Source organism: Actinacidiphila yanglinensis (genome assembly GCF_900107965.1).
Lineage (GTDB): Bacteria > Actinomycetota > Actinomycetes > Streptomycetales > Streptomycetaceae > Actinacidiphila > Actinacidiphila yanglinensis.
The window spans coordinates 42,412-68,616 of record NZ_FNVU01000008.1 but is presented as its reverse complement, the minus strand read 5'-3'; the positions used below and the strand labels follow the sequence as shown (position 1 = coordinate 68,616).

The following is a 26,205-nucleotide window of genomic DNA, read 5'->3' as shown; positions in this document are numbered from 1 at the left end:
GGTGACGCGGGGCGGCGGCCGGCCTGGCGGCGGCGAGCCGCGGTCCGCGGTCCGCGTCCCCGTGGCGGACCGGGCGGGCGGGGCCGCCTACCGGTCGCCCTGCTGCTCCGGCATTTTCGCCACGGCGTCGAGCGCGGCGTGCAGGTAGGGGATCAGGCGCTCGGTGTCGGGGCCGTCGAGCGCGGTGTGGCCGAGCAGGTGGCGGTTGAGCAGGACCCCCGCGCAGATGGCGATGAGCAGGGCGGCCCGGCCCTCGGTGTCGGTGCCGGGCAGCGCGTCGGCGAGCCGCTGCTGGTAGTTGCGCTCGATGCTCTCGCGCATGATGGCCGCCGCCCGCGGGTTGGACGCCGACCGGAGCGTGAGCAGCAGCCCCTCGGCCGGCGCGGCGTCCGCGCCGGTGGCGCCCGGCGCCTCGTGCCCGCCGGTGAGCAGCGTGCGCGCCGCCTGCGCGTTGTGTTCGGGCGTCATCATCATGGACTTCTCGTAGGCCAGGTCCACGACCTCGGCGAACAGGCCCTCCTTGGAGCCGAAGTACCGGCTGATCAGCCGGGTGTCCACCTCGGCCGCGTGCGCGATCTCCCGCAGCCCGGCCGCGTCGTAGCCCCGCTGCGTGAACGTCTCGCGGGCGGCGCTCAGGATGGCCGCCCTGGTCGCGGCCGAGTCCCGGCGGCGGGCGGGGGCAGGGGGAGGGGCGTCCTGGCTCATGGCGTCCAGGTTACGCGGTGCGCAGGGGCGCCGACCGGGCCTTCCTTGCATGTCCACGAGTGTGGACTTACGATGTCCTCAGTTGTGGACATGCTGCACCAGGCGGCGTCCTGTCACCGAACGAGAAGGATTCACCATGCCCGTTCCCCAGCGTTCCCTCGGAACCGGCGGCCTGTCGGTGGGCGCCGTCGGCTACGGAGCGATGAGCTTCGCCCGCCCCTACGGGCAGAGCGCGGAGCACGCCAGCGACGACAGCGCCGACGCGCTCCTCGGGCGCGCCGTCGAACTCGGCGTGACCCTCGTCGACACCGCCGACATCTACCGCGGCAGCGAGGAGGCGATCGGCAAGGCGCTGGCCACGCGCCGCGACCAGGTGGTCCTCGCCACGAAGTTCGGCATCGTGCGCGGGCTGACCCCCGGCGGCGCCCCGGTCCTCAACGGCCGGCCGGAGTACGTCCGCGAGCGCATCGAGAGCTCCCTGGCCCTCCTCGGCACCGACCACGTGGACCTGTACTACCAGCACCGGGTCGACCCGGACGTCCCGATCGAGGAGACCGTCGGCGCCATGGCCGAACTCGTCGCGGCGGGCAAGGTGCGCCACCTCGGGCTCAGCGAGGCCGCGCCGGACACCATCCGCCGCGCCCACGCCGTCCACCCGATCAGCGCGGTGCAGACCGAGTGGTCCTTGTGGTCGCGCGACATCGAGCGGGAGGTCCTGCCGCTCACCCGCGAGCTGGGCATCGGGATCGTCCCGTACAGCCCGCTGGGCCGGGGGATGCTCACCGGCCGGATCACCTCGCGGGAGGACCTCCCGGAGGGCGACTACCGGCGGAGCATGCCCCGGTTCTCCCAGGAGGCGTTCGACGCCAACCTGGCCGCCGTGGAGACGGTGCGCGAGATCGCCCGGGCGCACGACGCGGCTCCCGGCCAGATCGCGCTCGCCTGGCTGCTGGCGAAGGCGGACGACGTCGTGCCCATCCCCGGCACCCTCCACGTCGCGCGCCTCGAGGAGAACAGCGGCGCCGCGCGGGTACGGCTCACCGCGGCGGAGATCGCACGGCTCGACGCGCTGCCCGTCCACGGAGAGCGCGAGAGCGATCTCGGCCACAACTGGTTCGACGGCGTGACCCCGCCCCTGCGCTGACCGCCACCCGTCCGGAAGGGGGGCGCCGTCCCACGCGGCGCGGGGGCGGGGGAGGGCGACCTCCCCCGCCCCCGGCCGGCTACCGCACCTCTCGCGCGCGGGTGCCGGCCGGCGCGGTGACGTGCAGGGTCACCACGGCCGCCGGGAGCGCGTACGGCGTGTCCGTGCCGAAATCGAGCCGGGCCCGGTAGTCGCCCGGTCCGGTCACCGCGGTACTGCCCGCGTCCAAGGTGACCGTCACGGTGGCGGACGCCCCCGGCCGCAGGGTGAGCCGCCGGGTGCTCTCCTTGAGCCACGGGACGTCGGACGTCGGGTCGACAGCGAAGCCCGGCAGGGTCTCCACCGCCGAGGTGACGGCCAGCCCGCCGGTACCGCCGCCGACCTTGGAGAAGCCGAGCGCCCCTCCGCCGCGGTAGGTGGCCGTGGTGGCGTCGGGCAGGGCGCTCCAGGTGTCCTTCTGCGGGTCGTAGGCGAAGCTCTGGTTGGTCAGCGCATCGTCGTTCACCCCGCCGGCGACCACCAGCAGCCCGTTGGCGGCCGCGTAGGCCGATCCCCACAGCGGCACGGGCATGTCCGCGAGCCGCGACCAGGTGCGGGACGACGGGTCGTAGACATAAGTGTGGGCGATGTTCCCGGCGTTGGTGGCTCCGCCGCCGCAGTAGAGCCTGCCGTCGACGGCCGCGCAGGACACCCAGGAGACCGGCTCGGGGTAGTCGGCGGCCTGGCCCCAGGAGTCGGTCGCCGGGTCGTAGACGTTGACGTCGGAGACGCCGCACTCCACGTCGCACCCGCCGACCAGGTACAGCTTGCCGTCGAGCACCGCGGAACCCGCGCCCGCGTGCGGATGCGGGTCGGACGCGCCGGTGGACCAGGTGCCGGTGGCGGTGTCGTACACCTCCAGCTTCGGGTCCGGGTCCTCCGCCGGTCCGCTCCAGCCGCCGGCGACGTAGAGCCGGTCGCCGATGAAGCCGTGACCAGGTGCCTCGCGGGCGTCGGTGGCATCGGCGAGCTGCTTCCAGGTGCCGGCGCCCGGGTCGAGGACGTAGAGGTCGTTGCTGTCGCCCTCGCCGTTGATGGAGAGCCCGGGATCGCCGAAGCCGGTGTAGAGCTTGCCCTGGTGGCTGTCGGCGATGTTGTCCATCGTGGCCGCGGGCAGGGAGGGCCCGGACTGCCAGTCGTCGGCCGGCGCCGGCGCGGTGTGCCCGGACGGCGAGGCGCCGGCGGATGCCGCGGGGACCCGGCCGAGCGGGTAGTCGCCCTTGAGGCGCTGGAGGGGCGCGCCCCCCGCTGCGTCGGGCAGCACCGTGTCGGGCTGCTCGCCGAGGGTCAAGGTGGCGTTCGCCGTACCGGTGTTGGTGATCCGCAACTGCCGCGTGACCTGCTTCCCGCGTGCCGCCGTGGCGTCGACGCTGCCGGGCGACACGGCGAGCCGGCCGGCCTTCAGGGCGTAGGAGACCGCGGTGGTGCGGTCGGCTCGCACCGTCAACGTCCTTGGCCGGCTGGTGTATTCGCTCTTGGACGCGGTGAGGGTGTGCCGGCCGGGGCCGGGGGTGAACAGCGAGAAGTAGCCGTCGTCGAGGGTCGGGTCCTCGGGGGTCGCCACGGTCCGGGTGTGCACGGCGGCATCGCCGGCGTCGCTGATCGTGGCACCGGTCGCGGGCAGGCCGGTGTTGGCGTCCGTCGCGGTGCCGACGACCAGGCCGCCGGGCGTGGGCGTGTAGTCGCGCTGCCCGACGAAGACGTCGTCGACGCCCCAGTACCAGACGCCCGTCGCCGCGTAATGGAAGCGGAGCTGGACGGCCTTGTCGTTCGCGTACGCGGTGAGCGGCACGACGACCGGGGTGGGTCCGGCGTAGTACACGTTGTCGTCGGGCGACCAGACCGGCGTCCAGGTGGCCCCGCCGTCGTCGGAGGCCTCCACGCCGAAGTCCATCCGCGAGGGGTTGTAGGTGTACATGGTGTCGAAGGCCAGCTCGGGGGTGTCCTTGCCGGTGAAGTCGTAGACAGGGCTGACCAGTTCGGAGTCCTGGCTGGCGTCCCAGCCGTAGTAGGTGCTGTCCACGATGGCGAAGGACCCCTGGCCGCCGGTGCTGTTGCCCTCGCCCGCCGGGTCGTCGAACTCCCAACCGCCCTGGGTGCCGTCGGCGTTGGTGACCGTCCAGCCCTGCGGCGCGGCGCTGGGTGAGTCGAAGGTCTCGGTCGTGCCGGTGAGGTGGACGGCGTAGCCGGGGGCGGTGGCGACCCAGGGATCGGCGTCCATCGCGAGGTCCGCGGCCAGCGGGCGCGTGCCGACGTGGATCTTCCGGGTGAGGGCCTCGTACCCGGGGGAGACGGCGGACACGTCGAGCGTGAAGTCGGCGTCGCGCGGCAGCGTCACCCGGTAGGCGCCGGTGACGGGGTCGGTCCAGACCGCGTTGGGGTCGCCCTCGACACCGATCCTGGCGTAGAGCGGCCAGCCGTGGCCCGAGCCGTCCGTGACCTTCCCCGAGACGGTCTCGCTGGGCACCCGGGTCACGCTGATGTTCCTGGTCACGGAGGCGCCGTCGGCGATCGCGACGTCCTTCAGGGTGCGGGTGGCGTACCCGAAAGCGGTGGCGGTCACGTCGTGGCTGCCGGCGGGCAGCGCCAGGGAGTAGTGGCCCGAGGCGTCGGTGCGGGCGGCGTCGGTGCCCGAGGAGATCGTGGCGCCGACGACGGGCCGGCCGGTCGCTCCGTCGCGGAGCGTGCCCGACAGCAGGCCGTGCGGGCCGGTGCGGAAGGACTGCAGGCCGTTCGGGGTGCCCAGGCCGGTGGGACCGTCGTAGCCCGCGCCGGCCTTGCACAGGTAGGCCGGGTCGCAACCGCCGTTGCTCCCCGTCGTGACGTCGTTGAGCCCGTCGCGGTCGGCGTACGGGTAGGCGTTGGGGTACGTGCCCGCGACCGGGGTGGCCGCGTCCGCGTAGACCGACGCGATGACGGGCGACGACGCGCTGGTGCCGCCGAACACGCCCCAGCCGCTGCCGCCGTAGGTCTGGTAGACCGCGACCCCGGTCGCCGGGTCGGCGACCGCGGAGACGTCGGCGACGGCGCGGTGGTCGCAACCGGTGTCCTGCTGGAAGGCCGGCTTGGGCTCGTAGAGCGAGCATCCGGAGCCGGCCTGCGCCCAGGCCGCCTCGGACCAGCCGCGCGCGCTGCTCCCGTCGCGGCTCAGCGAGGTGCCACCGACGGAGGTGACGAACTGCGAGGCCGCGGGGTAGGCGACGCCGTAGCCGTAGTCGCCGGAGGAGGCCACGACGGCGACACCCGGGTGGTCGTAGTGGGCGTCGAGCGCGGTCGTCTCCGACGGGTCCTCGCCGCTGCCCGGGCCCGCCCGGTAGTCGGTGCCGTAGGAGTTGGAGACGTACTTCGCGCCGAGCGCCACCGCGGTGTCGACCGCCGCGCCGAGATTGTCGCCACTCGGGTCGTCCCCCTCGACCAGGAGGATGTGTGCCTGGGGGGCTATCGCGGAGACCATGTCGAGGTCGAGGGATATCTCCCCGGCCCAACTCGGGTCCGGCTGCGGGTAGGCGCTGCCCCCGCGCTGGTCGACCTTGGTGAAGCAGCCGTCGGCCGAGGTACACGCGGGCAGGCCGAACTGCGCCCGGTAGGCGGCGAGATCGGCCTCCGCGGCGGGGTCGTCGTAGGCGTCGACGATCGCGACGGTCCGGCCCGCGCCGCCGCCGGCCGGGAGATTGTAGGCGCTCTGCAGGTCGCCCGGCCCGTACCCGGCGGGCGCGGTGGCGACCCGCGCCCCGCGGGCCGCGGACACGTCGGTACGGCGCAGAGCGAAGCAGGCGAAGTCGCCCGGCTGCGGGGTACCGCAGACGGGCCTGTACGACGGGGCGCCCGCGCTCCCGCCCGCGCTGCCGCCCGTCTGGGGTGCCGGCTGGGCAACGGCCGCGGGCGCCTGCAGCCCCAGCACCGCCACCGCCGCCGCGACGGCGCCGAGAAGCGCCCGCCCGCCTCGCACCCTTCGCCCCGCGAAGAATCCCGATCTTCCTTTTTCGCGCACCGGCCACTCCCGTATGGACTCAGCGGAAGACGCCCCTCGCGTGCGACGACACCACAAGGGGCACTGTCGCCACACAGTGGATCCAATGGACTAGACATGTCAATGGGCCCTGGACGCAGACCAGTTGGCGCCGTCAGTGCGTGACGGTGCCCCGGCGGGAGGCCCGCCGGGGCGCCGGGAGAAGCGTCCGGGATCAACCGGTGGTGCAGGGTGCCCCGTTGAGCGTGAAGGACGACGGCGGGGCGTTGGTGCCGCTGTAGGAGGCGTTGAAGCCGAGCGTCGCGGACGCGCCGGGCTGGAGCGTCGTGTTCCAGGGCGGGGCCGTCGCCGTGACCTGGGCGCCGCTCTGCGCCCAGGTGGCGCTCCAGCCGTTGTCGATCCGCTGGTTCCCGGGCCAGGAGAAGCCCAGCACCCACTCGCCGACGGGCCGGTCACCGGTGTCGGTCACCGTGACCGTGCCGGTGAAGCCGGTTCCCCAGTCATTGACGCTGTAGGCCACCTTGCAGGTCGCGGACCCGGACGCGGCCGGCGACAGGGTGAGCATCGTCGCGGTGTACGGCGGCAGGGTCTGCGCCGTGGCCGAGCCGGCGGTGCCGGCGGTGATACCGGTGGCCGGGGAGGTCAGCGTCGCGGTGGCGGGCGCCCCGGAGCCCGGGGTGAAGCCGGTGTAGTCCAGGGCGACGCTGTAGGTGGTCGACGGATCGTCGTTGACGAGCATCACCTTCAGGCCGCCGCCCGCGGACTTCACCGCGTACGCCTGCACCAGCGGCGCGCTGGACGCGGCCTTCACCACCGTGTCGCCCGGGTGCAGGAACGCGCCCGCCAGCTTCAGCCCGTAGTACGCGGGGAAGGCCGTGTCCGCCGCCGGCTCGCACAGCTGCGTGCCGTCCTGCGCGGCGCCGCAGGATCCGTCGGACAGGACGCCGTAGTCGCCGTATTGCGCGGAGCCGGCGAGATCCGCACCGTTGTCGCCGCCGGTGACGATGCCGTTGTGGAGCTGCCACCAGTCCACGTTGGCGACCCCGTTGCCGGTCCACTGGGCGTAGTCCTGCACCAGGTAGAGGGCGTTGACCACGCTGAGGGTCTGCTTGCCCGGGTTGGACGAGACCGAGTTCGTCTCGGTGAGCATGATCGGCAGATCGGCGTCGCCCGCGTACTGCCCGAACTCCGACCGCAACGAGGCGGTAATGTCCGGGATCTGCGCGGTGTCGGCGAGCAGTCCCGCGTCGGTCGGGCCGGGCGGCGTCACGTTGCTCGGGTTCTGCGGGTACCAGTGGACGTCGGCGAAGTCCACGGAGGAGCCGAGGGCGTCGAGCACGGTCTGGTTCCAGGGTTCGGGGCTGCCGGGCGCGGTGATGCCGTCGGGCCAGCTCCCGGGGGCGGTCAGCACCACACCGACCTTGATCGTCGGATCGACCGCCTTCATCGCCCGGATGTACCCGGCGGCCGTCCGGGCGTAGACCGCCGGGCCGCAGGAGTCCGGCTGGGTCGGCGGCGGGAAGGTGGACCCGCAGTGGTCGTCGGGTTCCCAGGAGCCGCCGTAGGTGCCGTTGCCGTAGACCTCGTTGCCGATCTCCCAGTACTGCACGTGGTCGTGGTGCTCGACGTTCGCGTACCGCACCCAGTCGGCGGCGACCTGGGCGCCGCTCTCCGCGGGGGAGCGGGTGGCGCCGACCCGGTCGCCGGTGCCGTAGTCGACCGTGACCATGGTCTGCGCCCCGGCGGCGGCGGCCGTCGCCGTGAAGTCGTCGAAGTCCGTGGGCAGGTGGGCGCCCGAGACGATGTCCGTGCTGCTCTGCCAGTCGTAGGTGTCGGACTGCGTCCCGCCGGGGAAGCGCATCAGCCCCACCCCGGCGTCCTTCACCAGACCCGGCACGGCGGAGTCGGTGACATGGGTGTCGTAGGTGGAGGCGTTCAGCCCGACGGCGGTCGAGGGCACGGTCGCCAGGTCGGTCCCCGCGGCGACGGTGACGGCCGCGGTGCCGGTGTCCGCGGCGGAGTGCGCATGGGCGCGGGGGGTGGACGTGGCCGCTGCGGCGGGCAGTGCCGCCAGCAGCACCACGACGGGCACGGCGAGGCCGGCGGCCAGGCGGCGAAGGGGAGTGCGGGTGGGGGGATTGCGCATCGACTCTCCTGAAGGGGGGTCCTTCGTCCGGCGCCGTGTGGGGGAGCGCCGGACGCGCGAGCGGATGGGAGCGCTCCCATCCACGAACGACCCTCACCCCCGCGCGGTCCTCGTGTCAACATGCCGTCGGCGTACGGCCGGTGGCGGGCCCGGCGTCACCGACGGGCCCGCCGCGTTCGGGAGTGGTGGGAAAGGCGGTCAGCCGGGCAGGTTCCAGTGCTGCGCGCCGGTGCCGTTGCAGTCCCAGATCTGGAGTTGGGTGCCCTCGGACGTCGAACTGTTCGGGTCGTCCAGGCACTTGCCGGAGTTGGGGTTGAGCAACGAGCCGTTCGACTGGGGCTGCCAGACCTGGGCGCCGGTGCCGTTGCAGTCGTAGAGGTCGACCGTGGACCCGTCCGCGGTGCCCGAGGAGTTGACGTCCAGGCACTTGCCCAGCGCCTGCAGCGTGTTGCCGGAGGCGACGGTCCACTGCTGGGCGGAGCTGCCGTTGCAGCCCCAGATCTGCACGGGATTGAGGTTCGTGGTGCTGGAGGAGCGGTCGTCCACGCACAGGGAGGAGGAGATCCCCGAGGTGATCGGCCCGGTCGCCTGACCGCTGCCCCCGGTGCCGCTGAAGGCGCCGGTGCCGTTCGGCGTGCCCAGGCCGGTCGGGCCGTCGTAGCCGGCGGTTCCGGTGCACAGGTAGGACGGGCTGCAGGAGCCGTCCGACCCCGACGTCACGTCGTTGAGCGCGGACGCGTGGCCGTACAGCACCGACGCGGCGCTCGCGGAGGGCGCGCCGGCGAGTGCGAAGGTCGAGGCGATGATCGGCGAGGAGGCGCTGGTGCCGCCGACCACGAACCACCCGCCCTGCCCGTAGGTGTCGTAGACCGCCACGCCCGTGGCCGGGTCGGCCACCGCCGAGACGTCCGCGACGGTCCGGTGGGAACCGCAGCCGGTGTCGGTCTGCCAGGACGGCTTGGCCTCCCAGGAGGAGCAGCCCGCCCCGGCGCCCGACCAGGCCGACTCCGTCCAGCCGCGCGAGGTGCCGGAGTCCTGGCGCAGGCTGGTGCCGCCCGCGGCGACGACGTACTTCGACGTGGCCGGGAAGCTCACCCCGTAGCCGCCGTCGCCGGTGCTGGCGACGTCCACGACCCCGGCGTGGTTGAAGTCGGCGTCGGCGCCGGCGTCACCCGAACCGTCGCCGGTGCCCCAGCTGTTGGAGATGAAGTGGGCGCCGAGGGACACCGCCTCGTTCTGCGCCGCGTCCAGGTCGCCGGCCTCGATCACCAGGATGTGGCACAGCGGGCACACCGCGGAAACCATGTCGACGTCCAGCGACGCCTCCGTTCCCCAACCCGTGTCACCTCCGGGGTAGTTGCCCTGCTGCCCGCTCCCGTTGACCTTCCGGAAGCACCCGTTGGCGGTGGTGCACGCGGGCAGGCCGTACTGGGCGCGATAGGTGGCGAGGTCCGACTCGAGGTTGGGGTTGTCGGCCAGCTCCGTGACGGCCACGGTGGCACCGCCGCCGCTCGATGCGGCGGCGGAGGCCAGGTTGTAGGCGCGCTGCAGGTCCGAGGGGCCGTAGCCGGACGGCGTCGCCTTCGGGGAGAGTGCGTCGTCGTGGAGCGCGTGCAGGTCGGTGCGGACCAGGGCGTAGCAGACCGGGGCGCCGGGGTGCAGCGGCTCGGAACACGCGTGCGCGGTCGTCACTTTGCCGGAGGTGGCGGAGGTGCCGGACGGGGTGGCGGCGTGGGCCGCCGGCGACGCGGCGGCAAGCCCCGTCGCCGCGACCAGCGTCAGGACCCACTGGACTGATCTCTTCAAGGTGTCACCTGCTCGTGTGGGGGGTGGCGGCGGTCCCGGCCCGTCGCCGGCGGACGTGCGGGAGCCGCCGACGCGCCGGGCACGCTCTGCCACAGGGCGCGTCCGACGTGCGGGGTGGGGCAGGCCCGGAGCGGCCCGACGAGCTGGCGACGTTGCCTGACCCGATCCTGACAACGTTGCCAAATCGCCTCCGGCGCCCGGGAGTTCGTCATCCATGGACTCGAAGGGGGCGCCGGGACGGCCGTGCCGGTGGGGCGGACGCGCCGCGAGGAGAGCGCTCCCCGAAGGTAGCCAGTCGCCATGCACGCGTCAATGGTCTGGACAAAGCCCCGGGAGCCCCGCCGCTGCGGGGGCCGACCGCCGAACCGGCGGCCCGGCTCGGCCGATGCGCCCGGCCACCGGGCAGTCGTCCGCAGGAGGCGCGGCGAGCCGTGCCGTCTTGCGCAGGCCGTGAGGCGGCGCGGCCATGAAGCGGCGGCCGATGAGGCCGGCGGAGGATACGGTGGGGAGCCATGACGCCGGAACCCCCGGGCGGGGAGCACGCCCTGCGAAGCAAGTACATGCTGATCTTTCGCGGGGGCGCGGTCTCCCGGCAGGATCTGTCGCCCTCCGAGCTCCAGGCGCACGTCGAGAAGTGGTACCGCTGGTCCGACGAGCTGGCCCGGCAGGGTCGGCGCAACACCGGAACCGCGCTCGACAACCCGGGCGCCGTGGTCCGCGGCCAGGAACATGCGGTCACCGACGGCCCCTACACGGAGTCGAAGGATCTGGTGACCGGCAGCATGGTCTTCGAGGCCGCCTCCCTGGCAGACGCCGTCGCCGTGGCCCACACCTGCCCGACGTACGAGTTCGGCGGCTCGGTCGAGGTGCGGCCCGTCCAGGACCCCGGGATCTGAGGCTCGTGGACGCGAGGCCCGCCGCCGTGTCGGGTACGGAGCCGGTCGAGGACCTGGTCCGCAAGGAGTACGCCCACATGGTCAGCGCGCTGACCCGGGTCCTGGGTCCGTCCAACCTCCCGCTCGCCGAGGACGTCGTCCACGACGCACTGGTCAGCGCCATGCACGCCTGGCGTTTCGGGATGCCGCAGGACCCGAAGGCGTGGCTCGTCCGGACCGCACACAACCGGGCGATCGACATCATCCGCCGCGAACGGCGCCACCGCTCGCTCCTGCCCGAACTGGCCACGGCGACGGCGCTGACCAGCACGATCGAGGCGGCACTCGCTCCTGCCGCCGAGAGCGCCGGACAGCTGGCGATGATGTTCGCGGTGTGCGACCCCGGCCTGAACCGCGAGACGCATGTGACCATGATCCTGCGGTGGCTGTGCGGTCTGTCGCCCAAGGAGATCGGTCAGGCGTTCCTGGTCGACACGCGGACCATCGACCGACGGCTGCACCGGGGGCGCGGTCGGCTGCGCCGGCTGGGCCGGTTGCCCGATGTGGACGACCTGCCCGACGCCGGCACCCGGCGCGACTCCGTCCTGCGGGCGCTCTACCTGCTGTTCAACGAGGGCTACCACGGCAGCAACCCGCACGACCCGGTCCGCCCGTTCCTGTGCGAGGACGCGCTGCGTCTGACCGAGCTGCTGCTGGATGCCACGGCCACCGCGCAACCTGACGTGCACGCCCTGGCCGCCTTGTTCTGCTTCGACACCGCCCGCCTGCCGACGCGTCTGGACGAGCACGGAGTGTTCGTGCCCCTGGAGGATCAGGACCGCGGCCGCTGGGACCGGGCGCGCATCGAGCGCGGTCTGACGCACCTGGCCCGCTCGGCCGCCGGGGACCACCTGTCCCGCTGGCATCTGGAGGCCGGCATCGCCTGCGAGCACGCGATCGCGCCGTCGGTCCGGGAGACCGACTGGGACCGGATCGTCGGCTTCTACCAGATCCTCGCCGAGCGGTCCCGGAGCCCGGTCGTGGCGCTGAACCGCGGGCTGGCCGTGGCCGAGCGGGACGGCCTCGACGCCGGCCGCCGCGAGCTGATCGCCTTGGCCGGGGAGCCGAAGCTGTCCCGGTATCCCTTCTACTGGGCGGCCCGGGCCGACCTGGAACGGCGGGCCGGCAGCCACACCGCGGCCCGGGAGCTCTACTCCCGCGCCATCGCGCTGTCCCGGAGCCCGGCCGAGCGCACGTCCTTCGAGCGGCGGATCGAGAACCTGTAAATCTCCTGGCGCCGTGTCCGGTTCCGGCGGCCGCCGTTCGTCGTCCTGGTGAAGACCGACAACCAGGAGGAGAAATGAACGATCTACTCGACGCCGCTGTCGTCGCGCACGGCGGCTTGGACCGATGGAACCAGGTCACGTCGATCACCGTGGACGCCTCCGTCACCGGCGCCCTCTGGTCCCTCAAGGGCCAGGACGACGCGCTCAAGGACGTTCGCTTCGAGGTGGACACCACGCGGGAGCGGCTGACGACGGACTTCACCGGCCAGGACAGACGGTCCGTCTTCGAGCCCCACCGAGTCGTCCTGCAGCGCCGTGACGGCACGCTGATCGACGCGCGCGACGACCCGGAGACGTCGTTCGACGGTCATCGGTTCCAGACCCCGTGGGACGACCTCCATCTCGCCTATTTCGCCGGGGAAGCACTGTGGACGTATCTGAACACGCCGTTCCTCTACACCCTGCCCGGGTTCGCCACTCAGGAGATCGCCCCTGTCGACGTCGACGGTGAAACGTGGCGGCGGCTGCAGGTGACTTTCCCCGACCACGTCAAAACCCACACCCGGCAGCAGATCTCCTGCTTCGGCCCGGACGGGCTGCTGCGCCGCCATGACTTCACCATCGACATCCTCGGCGGGGCGACCGGACTGCTGTACGCCACCGGCCACCGCGACGTCGACGGCATCGTCGTCCCCACCACGCGCCGGGGCTACGCCTGGCAGGGCGACTACCAGCTCGTCCCGGAGCCCCTGCTGGTCGCCATCGACATGGGCGAGATCACCCTCCGCTGACCTCAGGCGGCTGACCGGCGGCCCGTACAGGACCGGCCGGCCGTCACCGGATCGACCACCCGAGAAAGGGAACGGCAATGCGCAGACTCATCGAATCGACCCTCGTCTCGCTGGACGGCGTCATCGAAGCGCCCGAACGATGGGCCCGCTTCGACGCCGAGGCCGCGGCGTATTCCATGGCGGAGCTGGAGAACTACGACGCCTTCGTCATGGGCCGGGTGACCTACGAGAAGTTCCTCGCGAACTGGGGCCGCACCACCGGAAATCCCTACACCGACCTCATCACCGCCATGCCCAAGTACGTGGCGTCCCGGTCCCTCACCCGGTTGGCGTGGAATGCCACCGTCCTCGGCCCCGACCCGTCCACCGCGATCGCCCGGCTGAAGGAACGGCCCGGAAAGGACCTCATCAAGTACGGCACCAGCCGTTTCGACGACACGCTCGTGCGCGACCACCTGATCGACGAGTTCCGCTTCTGGATCATGCCCGTCGTGGTCGGCTCGGGGCAACGGCTCTTCCAGGACGTCGACACCTCCGGCCTCCACCTCAGGCTCACCGACCACAGGAGGCTGGAGAACGGGTCGGTGATCCTCAGCTACGCACCGGACTGACGGAGGTGCTGAAGGACGGTACGCGCGGCTGTCGTGGACCGGCGAGGTCGTGGCTCCGGGCGCCGCGGTCCTCGCCGCGCCCGAGTGCCGGGCTCAGGACCCGTCGCCCACCAGAGCGATCGCGCGCGACTCGGGAACCCCCAGCATCAGCAGGCTCGTGATCGTCGCCGCTCGGGCGCCGGGCGTCCCGTTCGTCCGGTCGCTGTCCGCGAGGGCGAACACGACGCCGTAGGCGACCTGGCTCAGAATGCCCGCGGGCAGGTGCTGGGCGAAGACATCGCTGTCCTGGCCCCGTTTCACGAGGTCGGCGAGGAGCTCGTCGACCGGCCCGAGCAGGCCGTGGATCGCCTCGCCGTACTCGCCACGGCGCAGCGCCAGCAGCACTCGGTACCGGTGCGCCACCGGCCAGACGCGGGCGATGAACTCGACCCACGCCGCGTCCGCCGCCGTGTCGGTGGCGTTGACCTCGGTGAGCACGCCCGTCACCTCGGTGACGGCCCGTTCCGTGAGGGTCCGGATCAGGTCCAGGCGCGAGGGGAAGTGGCCGTAGACCGTGCGACGGACGACGCCGGCCGCGGTGGCGATGTCGCCCATTCCGGCGTCGGGGTTCTCTCCCAGCACATCGAGGGCGACGTCGAGGATGCGATCGCGTGTCTCGTTCATCGAGCGCGCACGGGAGGACTCGGTGGGCATCGCACCATTGTTGCACACCGCTGTGCAGTGAACTACGCTGCACAGCGGTGTGCAACGAAAAGTTGCGCCGTGCTTCGACGCTCAGGAGAAGAAGGCAATGACCGCACCGACGCCGCCGCCCTCGACCCTCGTCCGCCCGTTCACCGTCTCGATCCCGGATGCGGAGATCGACGACCTCAAGCAGCGACTGGCCAGAACCCGCTGGCCGGATCCGGAGACGGTGGGGGACTGGTCGCAAGGGGTTCGCGTGGAGAACGCCAGATCTCTGGTCGGCCACTGGGAGCGCGGCTACGACTGGCGGCGCTTCGAGTCCGAGCTCAATCGCTTCCCCCAGTTCCTGACCGGGATCGACGGGCTGGACATCCACTTCATCCACGTCAGGTCCGAGAATCCCGGTGCGATGCCGCTGCTCCTCACGCACGGATGGCCGGGCTCGGTCGTGGAGTTCCTGAAGCTGATCGGCCCGCTGACCGATCCGGTCGCGTTCGGAGGGGACGCGGCCGACTCGTTCGACGTCGTCGTCCCGTCGCTCCCCGGGTTCGGGTTCTCCCAGAAGCCCACGGAGACCGGGTGGACCGTATCGCGCATCGCCGGCGCGTGGGTGGAGCTGATGAAGCGTCTCGGCTACACGAGATGGGCCGCGCAGGGCGGCGATTGGGGTGCCGTCGTCACCACCGCCCTCGGGGCCATGCGACCTGAGGGGCTGCTCGGAATTCATCTGAACACCCAGTACGCCTTTCCCGCGCGGATACCCGACACCCTGTCGCCCGAAGAGCGCCACGCCGTGGAGACCCTCGCCCTCTACACCGGCGACCTCGGCGGGTCGAACCACCTTCAGGGCACGAAGCCGGAGACCGCCGGATTCGCCCTGGCGGACTCTCCCGCCGGTCAAGCCGCCTGGATCTACGAGAAGTTCCAGTCCAAGACCGACAACCACGGGCTCGCCGAGGACGTGCTCGGCACCGACGACATGCTCGACGCGATATCCCTCTACTGGTTCACCAACAGCGCGGCGTCGTCCGCCCGCATCTACTGGGAGAACAGATCGGCCACCTTCGCCGGCCCGAAGCTGACGCTCCCGGTCGCGGTGACCGTCTTCCCGAAGGACATCCCGCGCCTGCCGCGAAACTGGATCGAGGACACGTACAGCAATCTGATCCACTACGGCGAGGCCGACAAGGGCGGGCACTTCGCCGCCTTGGAACAGCCGGAGACCCTGGTCGGCGAAATCCGCGCGGGCCTGCGCACCCTCCGTACCTGACGCGAGCGCGGCCCCGCGGCCCCGCGCCGGCTGACGGTCGCCGGTAGGTGCGTGCCCCGGGTCGGCCCGCCCGTGGCCTCGACACGCGGGCAGGTGCCGGAGGTGCTGCGAACCGTGGCGGGAAGGGGCAAGCTGGGAACAGGCCGCCTGCGAGAGGAATCACCATGCGCAACGGAGCCGTGCAGCTCGCTCTGACCACGGACGCGCGAGACGACATCATCTGGTACGCCATCATCGCGGTCATCTTCATCATCGGCGTCATCTTCGCCATTCGCAGCAACTGACCGCCGCAGCGGGGCCGGACCCTGATCCGGCTGATTCCGAGGCCGACCTCGCCACTGCTGGATCCGTTCCGCGTCCTCTCAGTCGCCGGACGTGCGGTCCAACGCGTCCGCCGCACGCGCGTTGCCGGCCAGGGCGGCACGCGTCCACCAGGCGCGCGCGTCCGCGACCTTGCCCTGGTCGTACAGCAGATTGCCGAGATTGAACATGGCGATGGTGTTGCCGGCGTCGGCCGCATGGGTCCACCAGGAGAGGATCGCCACGGTCTCCTCGGATTCCTCGGCTTCCGACGTCTCCGCCGCCTCCCCGGTCTCCTCGGGCGGTTCGGCCCGAGGGGACAGGGAACGGTCCTCGATGTCGAGACGGTCACGTGCCACCCGGGCGATGCGGCTCTGGTCGTAGAGCAGGACCCCGAGATTGAGCATCGCGTCGGCGTTCCCGGCCGCGGCCGCGCGCTCCCAGAGACGGCGTGCCTCCAGGCGGGTCTGGTTGTAGAGCAGGTAGCCGAGGTTGACCATGGCGGCGGTGTTGCCCTCCTCTGCCGCACGCGACCATCGCGTGTACGCGTCGGACACGTGGCCCTGTCGGTAGAGCAGGGTGCCGAGGTTGACCATGGCGGTGACGTTCCCGGCGTCGTCCGCGCGGGTGTACCAGTCCCGGGCGCCTTCGATGTCTCCCTGGTCGTGCAGCAGGACACCCAGGTTGACCATGGCGCTGGTGTTACCGTCCCCCGCCGCGCGGGCGTACCAGGTGCGGGCGGAGTCGCGGTCGCCGGTTTCCTCGGCGAGGACGCCGAGGTTGAGCATCGCGTGCGTGTTTCCGGCGCCTGCCGCGCGGGTGTAGCAGTCGTGGGCGCCTGCGGTGTCTCCCTGGTCGTGCAGCAGGACGCCGATGTTCGTCATCGCGGCGGTGTCTCCGCCCTGGGCCGCCTGGTCGTACCAGGAGCGTGCGGCCTCGTGGTCGCCGTCCTCCGCGGCGAGCACGCCGAGCAGCCCCATCGCGCGGGTGTTGCCGCCGTCGGCGCTGCGGCGCCAGGCGTCGCGGGCGTGCGCGCGGCGGTCAGCGACGTGGGCGGCGCGGCCGATCCCGAAGCAGGCCTGCGCGTCGGCCGTTTCGATCAGGGCGGTCCATACTGCGTCACGGACGTCCCCCGTGGCGGGCGCGGGAGACGTCGGACCGGTGTGGTTGGTGAGGATGTCGGTGACCCGGTGCCCGTTCGTCCGGCCGGGGATCGCGGCGTGCGGGAAGAGCGGGGAGATGCGGTCGGTGTGGTGGACGGCCTGGCATGCCCAGAGCACGCCCTCCTCGAACCACTCGGGTGAAGCGTCGGCGCGCTGACGGCCCGTCAGGAACGCACCGGCCAGGGCTCGCAGGACGGGGGCGGGGATCGTCGGAGGGTGCCCGCACCGCCGGGCGGTCACCGCGGCGGTCAGGACTGCCTTGCCGTAGGGGTTGTCGGCCTGCTCCCAGCGCAGGATCAGCTCAGGGGCGGCGGACAGGATCTGGGTCAGCCCGAGGCCCGTCACGCCGTGGGCGGAGGCATGGGCGAGACGGGGGTCGTGACCGGCGAGTTCCCGGGCCCGCTCCCATTCCGGCTCGGTGAAGTCCACCAGGGAGAAGACCCTGGCCTGCTCCAGAACGTCCCTGTCGTTGCGGTTCGGTGCGCCCGCCGGCTGCTCGGCGGGGGAACCGCCGGAGCCGGCGCCGTCCGGCGGGGCCCCGGCGGCGCCCGCGGGGTGTGCCACGGCAGCGGTGGGCGGGGACGGCACGGAGGACGGTGCGCGGAGCTGGTGGTAGCGGTCGGGCCAGATCGTGCCGACGAGGATGACCGGTCGGGTGTCGTCGGCCAGGAGGCGACGCACGGTGCCGGCGTGCAGGGGGCTGGGGCCGGTGAGGAAGTCCTGGATCTCGTTGAGCCAGATCACCGTGCGGCCGCGGTTCCGTCCCTCCGACCAGGCGGTGATGTCGCCTCCGCTGGTGGGCAACATCATGTGCCAGTGCGGCAGTTCGCGCAGCAGCGCCTCGTAGGCGGTGCGGGTCTTGCCCGCGGCGGCCGCTCCGACCAGCAGCACGAACCCGCCCTTCGACGACCGTGCCCGGAGGAAGGTGCGCAGATCCGCGTCGATGTCGCGGGTGACGTACTCGGGCAGGTCCGGCTGCAGGTCCTGCGGCGCGTCGACGGGCAGCGGGATCGAGGGGTGGATGTCGAGCAGGGCGGGATCCACCTCGTTCACCAGCGGGATCCTGCCGTCACGCAGCGGGAGCTGCCCGCGGGCCTGTGCGGCGCGCGCGTCCCGGTCGAGACGCATCTTCGTGCGGTCGGCCGCGGAGTCGCTGAACGTCTTGTACAGCGGCTTGACCCCGGCCAGCGCCGCCGCGGCGCCGGCCAGGACCACCGGGGCGATCCAGCGCAGCCCGGGCAGGTGGACTGCCCTGACGACCTCCGGCACGGCCGTCAGCACCGCCGTCGCGGAGACGAGTCCGACCACTGCCCACGACGACTTCCAGCGCTCCCACCCCATGGTCGTATCGTCCTCGCCCCGCGTGGAGCGCCGCCACCCACTCACCGAACCCGGCGGTCCCGAACCCGGCGCGGGTCCGCGCCCCTGTCGGGCGGGCACGGCCGCGCCCGCCCGACGGGAAGCAGGGGTGGAGTCCAGAACGAACCGCGCGCGCTGCGTGCCCCACGAACCGGGCGCCCGGACCGGTCACGGCCAACACGGTTCACTGCGGCATCACTTGGAGAAGCGCATCATGCGGCGCGCGACGTGCCGATGGTCGTGGCAAGGCGGCGGGCCTGTTCGTGAGCGGCCGTCATGGACGCCTCGTGCAGCGGAAGAAGCGGGGCGAGCGCCGGAGCCACGGGGGCCATGGTCAGCTCGGGAATCACGGTGGTGACATCCAGGCCGAGGAGCCGGTCGTGGCCCAGAACGGCCTTGAGGGTGGGCACCACGTAGTCGAGGCCCTCGTTGGGAGTGCCGGGGCCGTAGCCGCCGCCCCGGGCGGAGACGAGCACGGCCGGACGGCCCGCGACGGGGGAGAGGCCGTTGTGGACGAAGGTGCGGTCCATGACGAGGATCTGGTCCAGCCACGCCTTGAACACCGACGGCATCGAGAGGTTGTACATCGGCACGGTGAACAGGTACGCCTCGGCGCCGAGGAACTCCTCGATCAGCTCGTCCTGGAGGGCGGCGGACTTCGCCTGCTCGGGGGTGTGCAGGGCCGGGTCCGTGATGCGGGCGGTGATGCCCGCGGCGTCGAGGTGGGGTACCGGCGAGGCGGCGAGGTCACGGTGGACGACCGGGCCCAGCCACTGGTCGCGGAAGGACCGGGCGACCTGGCGGGAGACGGAGGCCTCGCCGAGCGAGGAGGAGTCGATGTGCAGCAGGTACGACATGACGTTGACACCTTTCACGGATTCAGCGGTGAGGAGGAGACGACAGGCCAGGGAGGGCCCGGGAGCCGGCGCCGAGGGCGGGCGACCTTGACCTCGATCGCTCCCTGCACGGCCTGACCTGTAATTCCTCTCTTTTGTGCGTAGCGCCATGATGGGCCAGTATGGAAGGCGGTACAAAAGGCACACGGGTGTGCGCGACGGAGAGGAATGGGTGCCATGCAGGACAGCGCTGGTACGGACACGGCGGCCGCGATCGGGCCGTGCGCGGGGATCCCCGCCGACCGCATGGCCTTCATCCGGCAGGTGCTGGACCGGGTCGGCGACAAGTGGAGCATGCTGATCGTCGCCGTCCTGGAGGACGGTCCGTTGCGCTACACCGACCTGCAGCGCCAGATCCCGGGCATCTCCCAGCGCATGCTCACCCACACGCTGCGCCAGCTCCAGGAGGACGGCCTGATCACGCGCTCCGCCTACGCCGAGGTGCCGCCGCGCGTGGAGTACGCCCTCGCCCCGCTCAGCCGCGGCCTGAAGGACATCGTCATGGAGCTGATCCGCTGGGCCTCGGAGCACCACGACGACATCCGCGCCAACCGCGCCCAGAGCGGCGCCGCCTCCTCTTCTCCCTCCTGACGAGTCGACGGGCCCGACCGCCTTTCCAAGTTCGGCGCCCGGCTCCGCACTTCGGTCACGAGCGCTCCCGCCTCGTCCTCGACCGGCCGCCGCTCGTCGCGGTGATTCGCCAAGGCCCCGAGGCGACGGGCGCCGCCGGATCGTGGGCGGAGCCCAACTGCGGGCAGACGAGGGGCATGGACACCAGCGACACGCCTCCGCAGCCGACCCGGCCGCCGGCCGCCCCCGCCTCCCGGCCGCCCGAGGTGCCGCCCCAGCCGGCCGAGCCGCCTCGGGAACCGCCGCACGCGCCCGGCCCGCGTCCGGACGGGCGCGGCGTACGCGCGGCCTCCGGGCCGGCGCTTCTCGCGGTACTCGCCGTGGCCGTGGCGGTCGTGCTGGTGCTGGTGCTGACCGGCAACGGCAGCCGCCACCACGACGACAGCGCTCCCGCGCACCACCAGCCGTCACCGGCCGGCGGCCCGAGCGGACCAGGAACGTCGGACTTCCACGCCCCCGGCACCGGCCTGATCCTCCTCGACGGCGCTTCCGGCCGGATCCAGGTGACCGCCGACCCGAACGCCCACACACTTACCGGGAGTTACCACCCCGCTGACGGCAACGGCGCGACCCTGCACGGGCGTTCGGTCCACGATCCCGCGACCGGCCGCGACGCGCTCTCCCTCGGCTGCGCCGACGGGTCCGGCATCACGGTCCCCTGCGCCGGCGACCTGGCGCTGACCGTGCCGGAGCACACCGGGCTGCGGCTGCGCCAGACCTCGGGCCGGACCGTTCTGATCGGGCTCGGCGGCGACGTCACGGTCGATGCCTCCTCGGTCCAACTCACCACGAGCGGCCTGCGGTCCGGCAACGCTCACTTCACCGTCACCTCAGGCAGCGCCGACCTCTCCTTCGCCGGCGCACCCCGCGACCTTGACCTCCACGAGACCTCCGCCTCCGTGACCGCCCACCTGCCGCACTCCTCGGACGGGTACGCGGTCACCACGGTGGCGACCTCCGCGAGCACCCAACTGGCCGTCCCGCGCAACCCCGCCTCGACCCACCGCCTCGCCCTGGCGATCACCTCGGGCTCCCTGACCGTGGCGGCGGACGGCTGAGGGCCACCCTGTCACTACGTGCCTGCGTCCGGCCGGAACCGCCCGGACCGGATCGGCAGTTCGGAAAGTCCGCCGCGCGGGGCAGTCGCAACCTCGTCCGCACCCGTTTCTATGGGGGAACGAGGGAGGGCGTATGAACGCCGACGAGGAACGCGAGTTCCGCGAGTTCGTGGCGGCGCGGTCGAGATCGCTGCTGCACACCGCTTATCTGCTGACGGGGGACTGGGAGCAGGGCCGGGACCTGCTGCAGACCGCGCTCGCGTCCACCGCCCGGCGGTGGTCGCGGCTGCGTGACCGGCAGCAGCCGGAGTCGTACGTGCGGCGGGCGATCTACCACGCCCAGGTGGACCGCTTCCGGCTGCTGAGCTGGGGACGGGAGACGGTCACCGACACTCTCCCGGACCACCCGTCCGCCGAGGCCGCCGACTGGGCCGAGACCGTGGTGCAACGCCGGGACATCATGGCCGCGCTGCGGCAACTGCCCAAGCGGCAGCGCGCGGTGATCGTCCTGCGGTACTTCGAGGACCGGCCGGACGCCGAGATCGCCGAGATCCTGGGCATCGCCCAGGGGACGGTCCGCAGCCAGACCCACAAGGCCCTGGCCACCCTCCGCGCCGCCATGGGGGAAGCCGGCCTGTCCGCTCCGACCACCCACCCCGCTGCTCCCGAAAGGGGCGTCATCGCATGAACGAGTCGACCGAACACCCCCTGGACGGAACGCTGCACGACCTCCTGCACGCCCAGGTCCGGGACGGCGAGGGCAACGCCGCGGGGCCGCATCTGGTCGGCCTGGCCGACGGAGCGCTGCGGATCGCCGGGCGGCGGAGACGGTACCGTGCCGGGGCCGGCGTCATCGCCGTGGCCGTGCTCGCCACCGTCGGCGTCGCCGTCGCGAGCGGCACGACCGGGCACACGAACGGGACGCAGCCCGCCGCTGAGGGCACCGGACCGGCGGCCCTCCTTTCCATCCTGCCCGTGTCCTCGGTCACGGAGCGCGCCTGCGTCCCCGGCAGCGGCGGCTTCACGGTGCCCGCGGCCACAAACCACCCCACCTACTGCGTCAGCGTCGACCGGAGCCGGGGGATGACCGACGTTCGCGTCGCCTCCGCGAAGGCCGACAGGAGCGCCACCGCGGGCACTTGGCAGGTCGAAGTGACGTTTTTCCCGGCCGACCGCGCCCGCTACACCGCCTTCACCGGCTCCCTCGCCACCCATGAGGCCCCGACCAACGAATTCGCCCTCGTGGTCGACGGAAAGCTCTGGGGCACACCCCTCGTGGACAGAGCCATCACCAGCGTCGACATCGTCGGCTGGGGGGACCTCACCAGCGCCGCCACCCACCACCTCGCGGACCGCCTGACCGGCCGCGCCTGACCCGCCCCGCTGTCCGGTCCCGGCCCGCCGCCCGGTCCCGCCCCACCCGGAGCAGCCGGCCCGGAAGTCCTACCCGGAAGATCCTGCCCGCCCTCACCGAGACGACCGCCGAGGGCGGGCAGAATGCTTCGGCCGAGCGCGCCGACCTTCCGACGACCCGACGACCCGTCAACCGCCCGCTCGGACCGGAAGTTCGGTGATGCCGAGGGCGAAGTCCAGGTTCCCCACCCCGTGGTTGGCGAGGCCCACCGTGACCACGCCCGCTCCTTCCAGCCAGTGCGCCATTTTCAAGTCGCCGACGTCGAGCGGGCGCAGCCCGAGGCTCTGGATGAACGCCTCCACGCTCGCCTTGGCCTGCGCGTCGTCGCCGGCGAGGAAGACGTCGGGCCGGCCCTTCTCCAGGACGTGCCGGAAGACGGTGTTGAACGCCTTCACCACGCGGGCACCGGCCGGGGCCACCCTGGCGACTTCCTGCGCGATCGAGGTCTCCTTGCGGTGGGCCAGCCCGTCGAACGTGGAGTTGAAGGGGTTGCTGATGTCGACGAGGACCTTGCCCGCGAGGGCGTCCCCGTACTGGGAGACGACCGGCACGACACCGTCGTACAGCAGGGCCAGGATGACGATGTCCCCGGCCGGGGCGCTGCCCCATTCTCCTGTCGTGGCGCCGCCGCCGAGAGTCTTCGCGAGGTCGGCGGCCTTGGACCGATCGCGGCCCATGACCTCGACGGTGTTGCCGCCCGCCACCGCCCGCGCGCCGATGGTGCGGGCCATGTTCCCGGTGCCGATGATGCTGATGCTGCTCATGAGATGTCCTGCCCTCGTGGTGGGTTGCCCGAACTAGAGGGCGGTGGTGCCGCCGTCGGCGACGAGTTCCATGCCGTTGACGTAGCTGGAGTCGTCGGAGGCGAGGAAGAGGGCGGCCGTGGCGATCTCGTCGGGGTGGCCCATCCGGCCGCGCGGGATGAGGGACTCGAACTGGCGCATGGTGGCTTCGTCGAAGAGCTCCTCCTGCTTGGCGGTGGCGACCTGACCGGGGGTCAGGACGTTGACGCGGATGCGGCGGTCCTTGAGCTCGTTGAGCCAGACGCGGGCCCAGGCCTGCTGGACGGCCTTGCTGCCGGCGTAGACACTCCAGCCGGGAAACGCGCCGAGGGAGGCGTTGGAGCCGGTCATGAGGATGGAGCCGCCGTCGTTGAAGAGCGGGAGCGCCTTCTGGACGGTGAACAGGGTGCCGCGGGCGTTGAGGCCGAACCAGGTGTCGAACTGGGCCTCGGTGATCTCGCCGAGCAGGGCGGGCTCGCCGCCGCCGGCGCTGGCCCACAGGACGTCGATGCTGCCCTTCTCCCGCTTGACGGTGTCGTACAGGCGGTCCAGGTCGTCCAGGTCGGAGGCGTCGCCCCGGACGCCCGTGACGTTGCGGCCGATCTGCCGCACCGCCTCGTCCAGGGCCTCTTGGCGGCGGCCGGTGATGAAGACGTGCGCTCCCTCGTCGACGAACAGCTTCGCGCCGGCCAGCGCCATGCCGGTGGAGCCGCCGGTGATGACCGCGACCTTGCCGTCGAGCTTTCCCATGGTCATTCCCTCGGGTCTGTGGTGCCGTGCGCACCTGGGGCGACGGTGCTAAGTACACCGCCCTGTGTGCTTAACCGTAGGCGGCGGATCGCCGGGACGCAAGCTATGTACACCGGTCGTTACCCGACTGCGGTACGGTGGACCCATGACGGAGTTGGAGAAGGGCCCCACGGGCCGCCGCCGCGGCCGGGGCGCCCGCGAGCGCATCCTCGGCGCGTCCCAGCAGCTGTTCCGGGAGCAGGGCATCAACCGCACCGGCATGGACCAGCTCTGCGCGGCGGCCGAGGTGTCCAAGCGCACGGCCTACCAGCACTTCACGAGCAAGGACGAGCTCGTCGCCGAGTACCTGCGACGGTTCGACCCCACCGTTCTGTCCGGCGTGTTCGACCGCACCGACCTCACGCCGCGCGAACGGCTCCTCGCGGCCTTCGACATCCCCGCGACCACGCCCCTGTGCCCCTACATCGCGGCCGCCGTCGAGCTCCACGACCCCCAGCACCCGGCGTCCCAGTACGCACGCGACTACAAGAAGGCCGTCGCCGCGCGGCTCGCCGACACCGCCCGCGAAGCCGGCGCCGACGACCCTGAACAGCTCGGCGAGCAGCTCGCGTTGCTCATCGACGGCGCCGCGGCCCGCACCCGGGTCCTCGACGCCGACGCTTTCCCCACCGCCGCCGCCATCGCCGCCGTCCTCATCGACAACGCCATCCCCGCCGGCTGACGTACCGCCGGTGCGCACGAACGGCCCTGTCACGCTCCGGCGCAGGAGGAGCGGCGTTCAGTCGAACGTGCTCACGCGCGCCGTGAGACGGTGTCGCCTCCGCGCTGCCACATCTCGTAGTTTCCGCATTCCGCCGTGATCTCGGCCGTCGACCGAGCCGCCGTGACGAAGTCATCCACCACCGGTGAGGTGCGCGATGCCGCCACGGCGAGGCACACCTGATCGGGCGCCAGATCCGGGATGGGCACGTAGACGACCTCCGGATGCGAGGAGAACACGGAGGCCGAGCGGGCCAGGAAGGCGATGCCCCGTCCGGCCGCGACATGCTCGAGCGTCTCGTCCACCCCGCGCACCGGGTACCCGGCGTCCGGGAGCGGGCGCTTGGTGGGCTGCGTGCTCGGGTCGCCGTGCCAGAGCAGCCGTTCGCCGGCCAGGTCGGCCTCGGTGACCTCATCCTTGCCGGCGAACCGGTGCCCGGCGGGCAGCACCGCCACCCGCGGCTCGGCGTACAGCGGGGTGACGCGCAGGCCGGCCTCGTCGATGGGCAGCCGTACATAGCCGACGTCGATACGGCCGTCGAGCAGCAGCGCCGCCTGGTCGTCCTCTTCGATCCGCTGCAGGTCCACGACCACGTCCGGGTGCCGGTCCTCGAACGCGCGGACCGCAGGGGTGACCGCGATGCCGGCCCGGAAACCGACCATCAGCCGCCGCTCGCCGCCGGCGGCCGCGGACACCCGGCGGCGGACCGCCTGGGTGGAGGCGAGCAACGGACCGGCGTCGGACAGCAGTTGCCGGCCCGCATCCGTCAGCTCCACGCCGTGGCGATCCCTGGTGAACAGCGAGACGCCGAGATCCTGCTCGAGGGCGCGGATCTGCCGGCTGAGCACCGGCTGCGCGATATGGAGCTCATCGGCGGCGCGGCCGAAATGCAGCTGGTCGGCCACGGTCACGAAATAACGCAGTTTGCGCAGATCCAGATCCATGGAACCTCCAGCTGGTGATGCCTTCAGGGTATCACCACGGCTCAAAGAGGTCTTGGACGCCGACTCGGGCCCGATGGCAGCCTGAAAACAGGCGCTTCAGAACGCCGAAGGGAATTCGGTCCAAGAATTCGACACCCGAACCAGACAGACGGGTCCAGGCCCGGAAAGCAGGAACTCCGATGAGCAGCATCAGCATGGTCGGGCTGGGAAACATGGCCCGCGCACTGGCCGGGCGGGCGCTCGCCGGCGGTCACGCCGTCGAGATCATCGGCCGCGACCAGGCCAAGGCCGAGGAATTGGCCGCCGCGCTCGACGGTGCCACTGCCGGAGCGGCCGGGGCGGCCCCGACCGGGGACCTCGTGATCCTCGCCGTGCCGTACGCCGGCGCGGCAGCGGTGGTGAGGGAGTACGGGGACGCGCTGCGCGGCAGGATCATCATCGACATCACCAACCCCGTAGCCCCCGACCTGCAGGGCTTCACCGTCCCCGACGACAGTTCCGGCGCACAGGAGATCGCCGAGGCGGCTCCCGACGACGCGCATGTCGTCAAGGCGTTCAACACGCTGTTCTCCCATGTTCTGGCGGCCGGCCCGGCCGAGGGCCGGCCTCTGGACGTGTTCATCGCCGGCGACGACGCGCAGGCGAAGGCAAATGTGTCGGCATTCGTCGAGAGCCTGGGGCTGCGCCCCTGGGACACCGGGAACCTGTTCATGGCGCGGGCCCTGGAGAACGTCGGCCTGCTGGAGCTGGGCCTCATGAACCACTCCGTCAAGCACACCGATTTCTCCCTCGGCATCACCCTCCTCGGCTGAGCACACCCTT

The 26,205-nt window shown here is 72.2% G+C and carries 22 protein-coding genes; 12 read left to right on the top strand and 10 right to left on the bottom strand.

All coding sequences use genetic code 11. The features are described 5' to 3' along the window. Window positions 1-87 precede the first annotated feature (87 nt). Entirely contained in the window at window positions 88-705 is a 618-nt protein-coding gene (locus C4U44_RS19695) for a TetR/AcrR family transcriptional regulator (protein ID WP_160145063.1), read from the bottom strand. A 136-nt stretch (window positions 706-841) separates the two neighbouring features. Here C4U44_RS19695 and C4U44_RS19690 point away from each other — a divergent pair, with 136 nt between their 5' ends. Then, window positions 842-1,849, top strand: a complete 1,008-nt coding sequence (locus tag C4U44_RS19690; protein WP_103887178.1) for an aldo/keto reductase — start codon at window positions 842-844, stop codon at window positions 1,847-1,849. Between the two features lie 79 nt (window positions 1,850-1,928). Here C4U44_RS19690 and C4U44_RS19685 read toward each other — a convergent pair whose 3' ends face one another. From C4U44_RS19685 to C4U44_RS42590, 3 genes are all read right to left on the bottom strand, one after another. Then, window positions 1,929-5,837: a Kelch repeat-containing protein gene (locus C4U44_RS19685; protein WP_103887177.1), complete on the bottom strand. Its 3,909-nt coding sequence runs from the start codon at window positions 5,835-5,837 to the stop codon at window positions 1,929-1,931. A gap of 235 nt (window positions 5,838-6,072) precedes the next feature. Beyond that, on the bottom strand, window positions 6,073-8,004 hold the full coding sequence (locus C4U44_RS19680; protein WP_103887176.1) for a cellulose binding domain-containing protein: 1,932 nt from the start codon (window positions 8,002-8,004) through the stop codon (window positions 6,073-6,075). 198 nt (window positions 8,005-8,202) lie between these two features. Beyond that, window positions 8,203-9,810, bottom strand: a complete 1,608-nt coding sequence (locus C4U44_RS42590; protein WP_322973644.1) for a S53 family peptidase — start codon at window positions 9,808-9,810, stop codon at window positions 8,203-8,205. Between the two features lie 512 nt (window positions 9,811-10,322). Between C4U44_RS42590 and C4U44_RS19670 the strand changes: the two genes are divergently transcribed. The 4 genes from C4U44_RS19670 (at window position 10,323) to C4U44_RS19655 (ending at window position 13,373) form a co-directional block, all read left to right on the top strand. Continuing rightward, window positions 10,323-10,706: a YciI family protein gene (locus C4U44_RS19670; protein WP_103887174.1), complete on the top strand. Its 384-nt coding sequence runs from the start codon at window positions 10,323-10,325 to the stop codon at window positions 10,704-10,706. A 5-nt stretch (window positions 10,707-10,711) separates the two neighbouring features. Next, entirely contained in the window at window positions 10,712-11,971 is a 1,260-nt protein-coding gene (locus C4U44_RS19665) for an RNA polymerase sigma factor (protein ID WP_103887173.1), read from the top strand. Window positions 11,972-12,045: 74 nt separating this feature from the next. Beyond that, complete coding sequence (locus C4U44_RS19660) at window positions 12,046-12,762, top strand: hypothetical protein (protein ID WP_103887172.1); 717 nt, start codon at window positions 12,046-12,048, stop codon at window positions 12,760-12,762. A gap of 77 nt (window positions 12,763-12,839) precedes the next feature. Continuing rightward, complete coding sequence (locus C4U44_RS19655; protein WP_103887171.1) at window positions 12,840-13,373, top strand: dihydrofolate reductase family protein; 534 nt, start codon at window positions 12,840-12,842, stop codon at window positions 13,371-13,373. A 93-nt stretch (window positions 13,374-13,466) separates the two neighbouring features. Here C4U44_RS19655 and C4U44_RS19650 read toward each other — a convergent pair whose 3' ends face one another. Next, complete coding sequence (locus tag C4U44_RS19650) at window positions 13,467-14,066, bottom strand: TetR/AcrR family transcriptional regulator (protein WP_103887170.1); 600 nt, start codon at window positions 14,064-14,066, stop codon at window positions 13,467-13,469. Between the two features lie 97 nt (window positions 14,067-14,163). On the opposite strand from C4U44_RS19650, the gene C4U44_RS19645 reads away from it, so the two are divergent. Further along, complete coding sequence (locus C4U44_RS19645) at window positions 14,164-15,327, top strand: epoxide hydrolase family protein (RefSeq protein ID WP_103887169.1); 1,164 nt, start codon at window positions 14,164-14,166, stop codon at window positions 15,325-15,327. A gap of 362 nt (window positions 15,328-15,689) precedes the next feature. Here C4U44_RS19645 and C4U44_RS19640 read toward each other — a convergent pair whose 3' ends face one another. Further along, window positions 15,690-18,131, bottom strand: coding sequence for a tetratricopeptide repeat protein (locus tag C4U44_RS19640; RefSeq protein ID WP_146088298.1), 2,442 nt, complete (start codon window positions 18,129-18,131; stop codon window positions 15,690-15,692). Between the two features lie 230 nt (window positions 18,132-18,361). Then, the gene (locus C4U44_RS19635) at window positions 18,362-19,006 is read right to left on the bottom strand and encodes an FMN-dependent NADH-azoreductase (protein ID WP_103887167.1); all 645 of its coding nucleotides are present in this window, start codon (window positions 19,004-19,006) and stop codon (window positions 18,362-18,364) included. A 207-nt stretch (window positions 19,007-19,213) separates the two neighbouring features. Between C4U44_RS19635 and C4U44_RS19630 the strand changes: the two genes are divergently transcribed. The 4 genes from C4U44_RS19630 (at window position 19,214) to C4U44_RS19615 (ending at window position 22,107) form a co-directional block, all read left to right on the top strand. Beyond that, a complete protein-coding gene (locus C4U44_RS19630) occupies window positions 19,214-19,636 on the top strand; it encodes a winged helix-turn-helix transcriptional regulator (protein WP_200823321.1) in 423 nt (140 codons plus the stop codon). Between the two features lie 176 nt (window positions 19,637-19,812). Beyond that, entirely contained in the window at window positions 19,813-20,733 is a 921-nt protein-coding gene (locus tag C4U44_RS19625) for a DUF4097 family beta strand repeat-containing protein (protein ID WP_103887165.1), read from the top strand. A 133-nt stretch (window positions 20,734-20,866) separates the two neighbouring features. Continuing rightward, window positions 20,867-21,421 carry a SigE family RNA polymerase sigma factor gene (locus tag C4U44_RS19620; protein ID WP_103887164.1) on the top strand — a complete coding sequence of 185 codons (555 nt, stop codon included), beginning with the start codon at window positions 20,867-20,869 and terminating at the stop codon, window positions 21,419-21,421. After that, window positions 21,418-22,107: a hypothetical protein gene (locus C4U44_RS19615; protein WP_103887163.1), complete on the top strand. Its 690-nt coding sequence runs from the start codon at window positions 21,418-21,420 to the stop codon at window positions 22,105-22,107. Before C4U44_RS19620 ends, C4U44_RS19615 begins: the two co-directional genes overlap by 4 nt. Window positions 22,108-22,275: 168 nt before the next feature. On the opposite strand, the gene C4U44_RS19610 is transcribed toward C4U44_RS19615, so the two are convergent. Then, the gene (locus tag C4U44_RS19610; protein WP_103887162.1) at window positions 22,276-22,911 is read right to left on the bottom strand and encodes an NADPH-dependent F420 reductase; all 636 of its coding nucleotides are present in this window, start codon (window positions 22,909-22,911) and stop codon (window positions 22,276-22,278) included. 33 nt (window positions 22,912-22,944) lie between these two features. After that, a complete protein-coding gene (locus C4U44_RS19605) occupies window positions 22,945-23,679 on the bottom strand; it encodes an SDR family NAD(P)-dependent oxidoreductase (protein ID WP_103887161.1) in 735 nt (244 codons plus the stop codon). Between the two features lie 145 nt (window positions 23,680-23,824). On the opposite strand from C4U44_RS19605, the gene C4U44_RS19600 reads away from it, so the two are divergent. After that, entirely contained in the window at window positions 23,825-24,400 is a 576-nt protein-coding gene (locus C4U44_RS19600; protein ID WP_103887160.1) for a TetR/AcrR family transcriptional regulator, read from the top strand. Between the two features lie 71 nt (window positions 24,401-24,471). On the opposite strand, the gene C4U44_RS19595 is transcribed toward C4U44_RS19600, so the two are convergent. After that, complete coding sequence (locus tag C4U44_RS19595) at window positions 24,472-25,383, bottom strand: LysR family transcriptional regulator (RefSeq protein WP_103887159.1); 912 nt, start codon at window positions 25,381-25,383, stop codon at window positions 24,472-24,474. A gap of 179 nt (window positions 25,384-25,562) precedes the next feature. Between C4U44_RS19595 and C4U44_RS19590 the strand changes: the two genes are divergently transcribed. Next, complete coding sequence (locus C4U44_RS19590; RefSeq protein WP_103887158.1) at window positions 25,563-26,195, top strand: NADPH-dependent F420 reductase; 633 nt, start codon at window positions 25,563-25,565, stop codon at window positions 26,193-26,195. The last annotated feature ends 10 nt before the right edge of the window (window positions 26,196-26,205 follow it).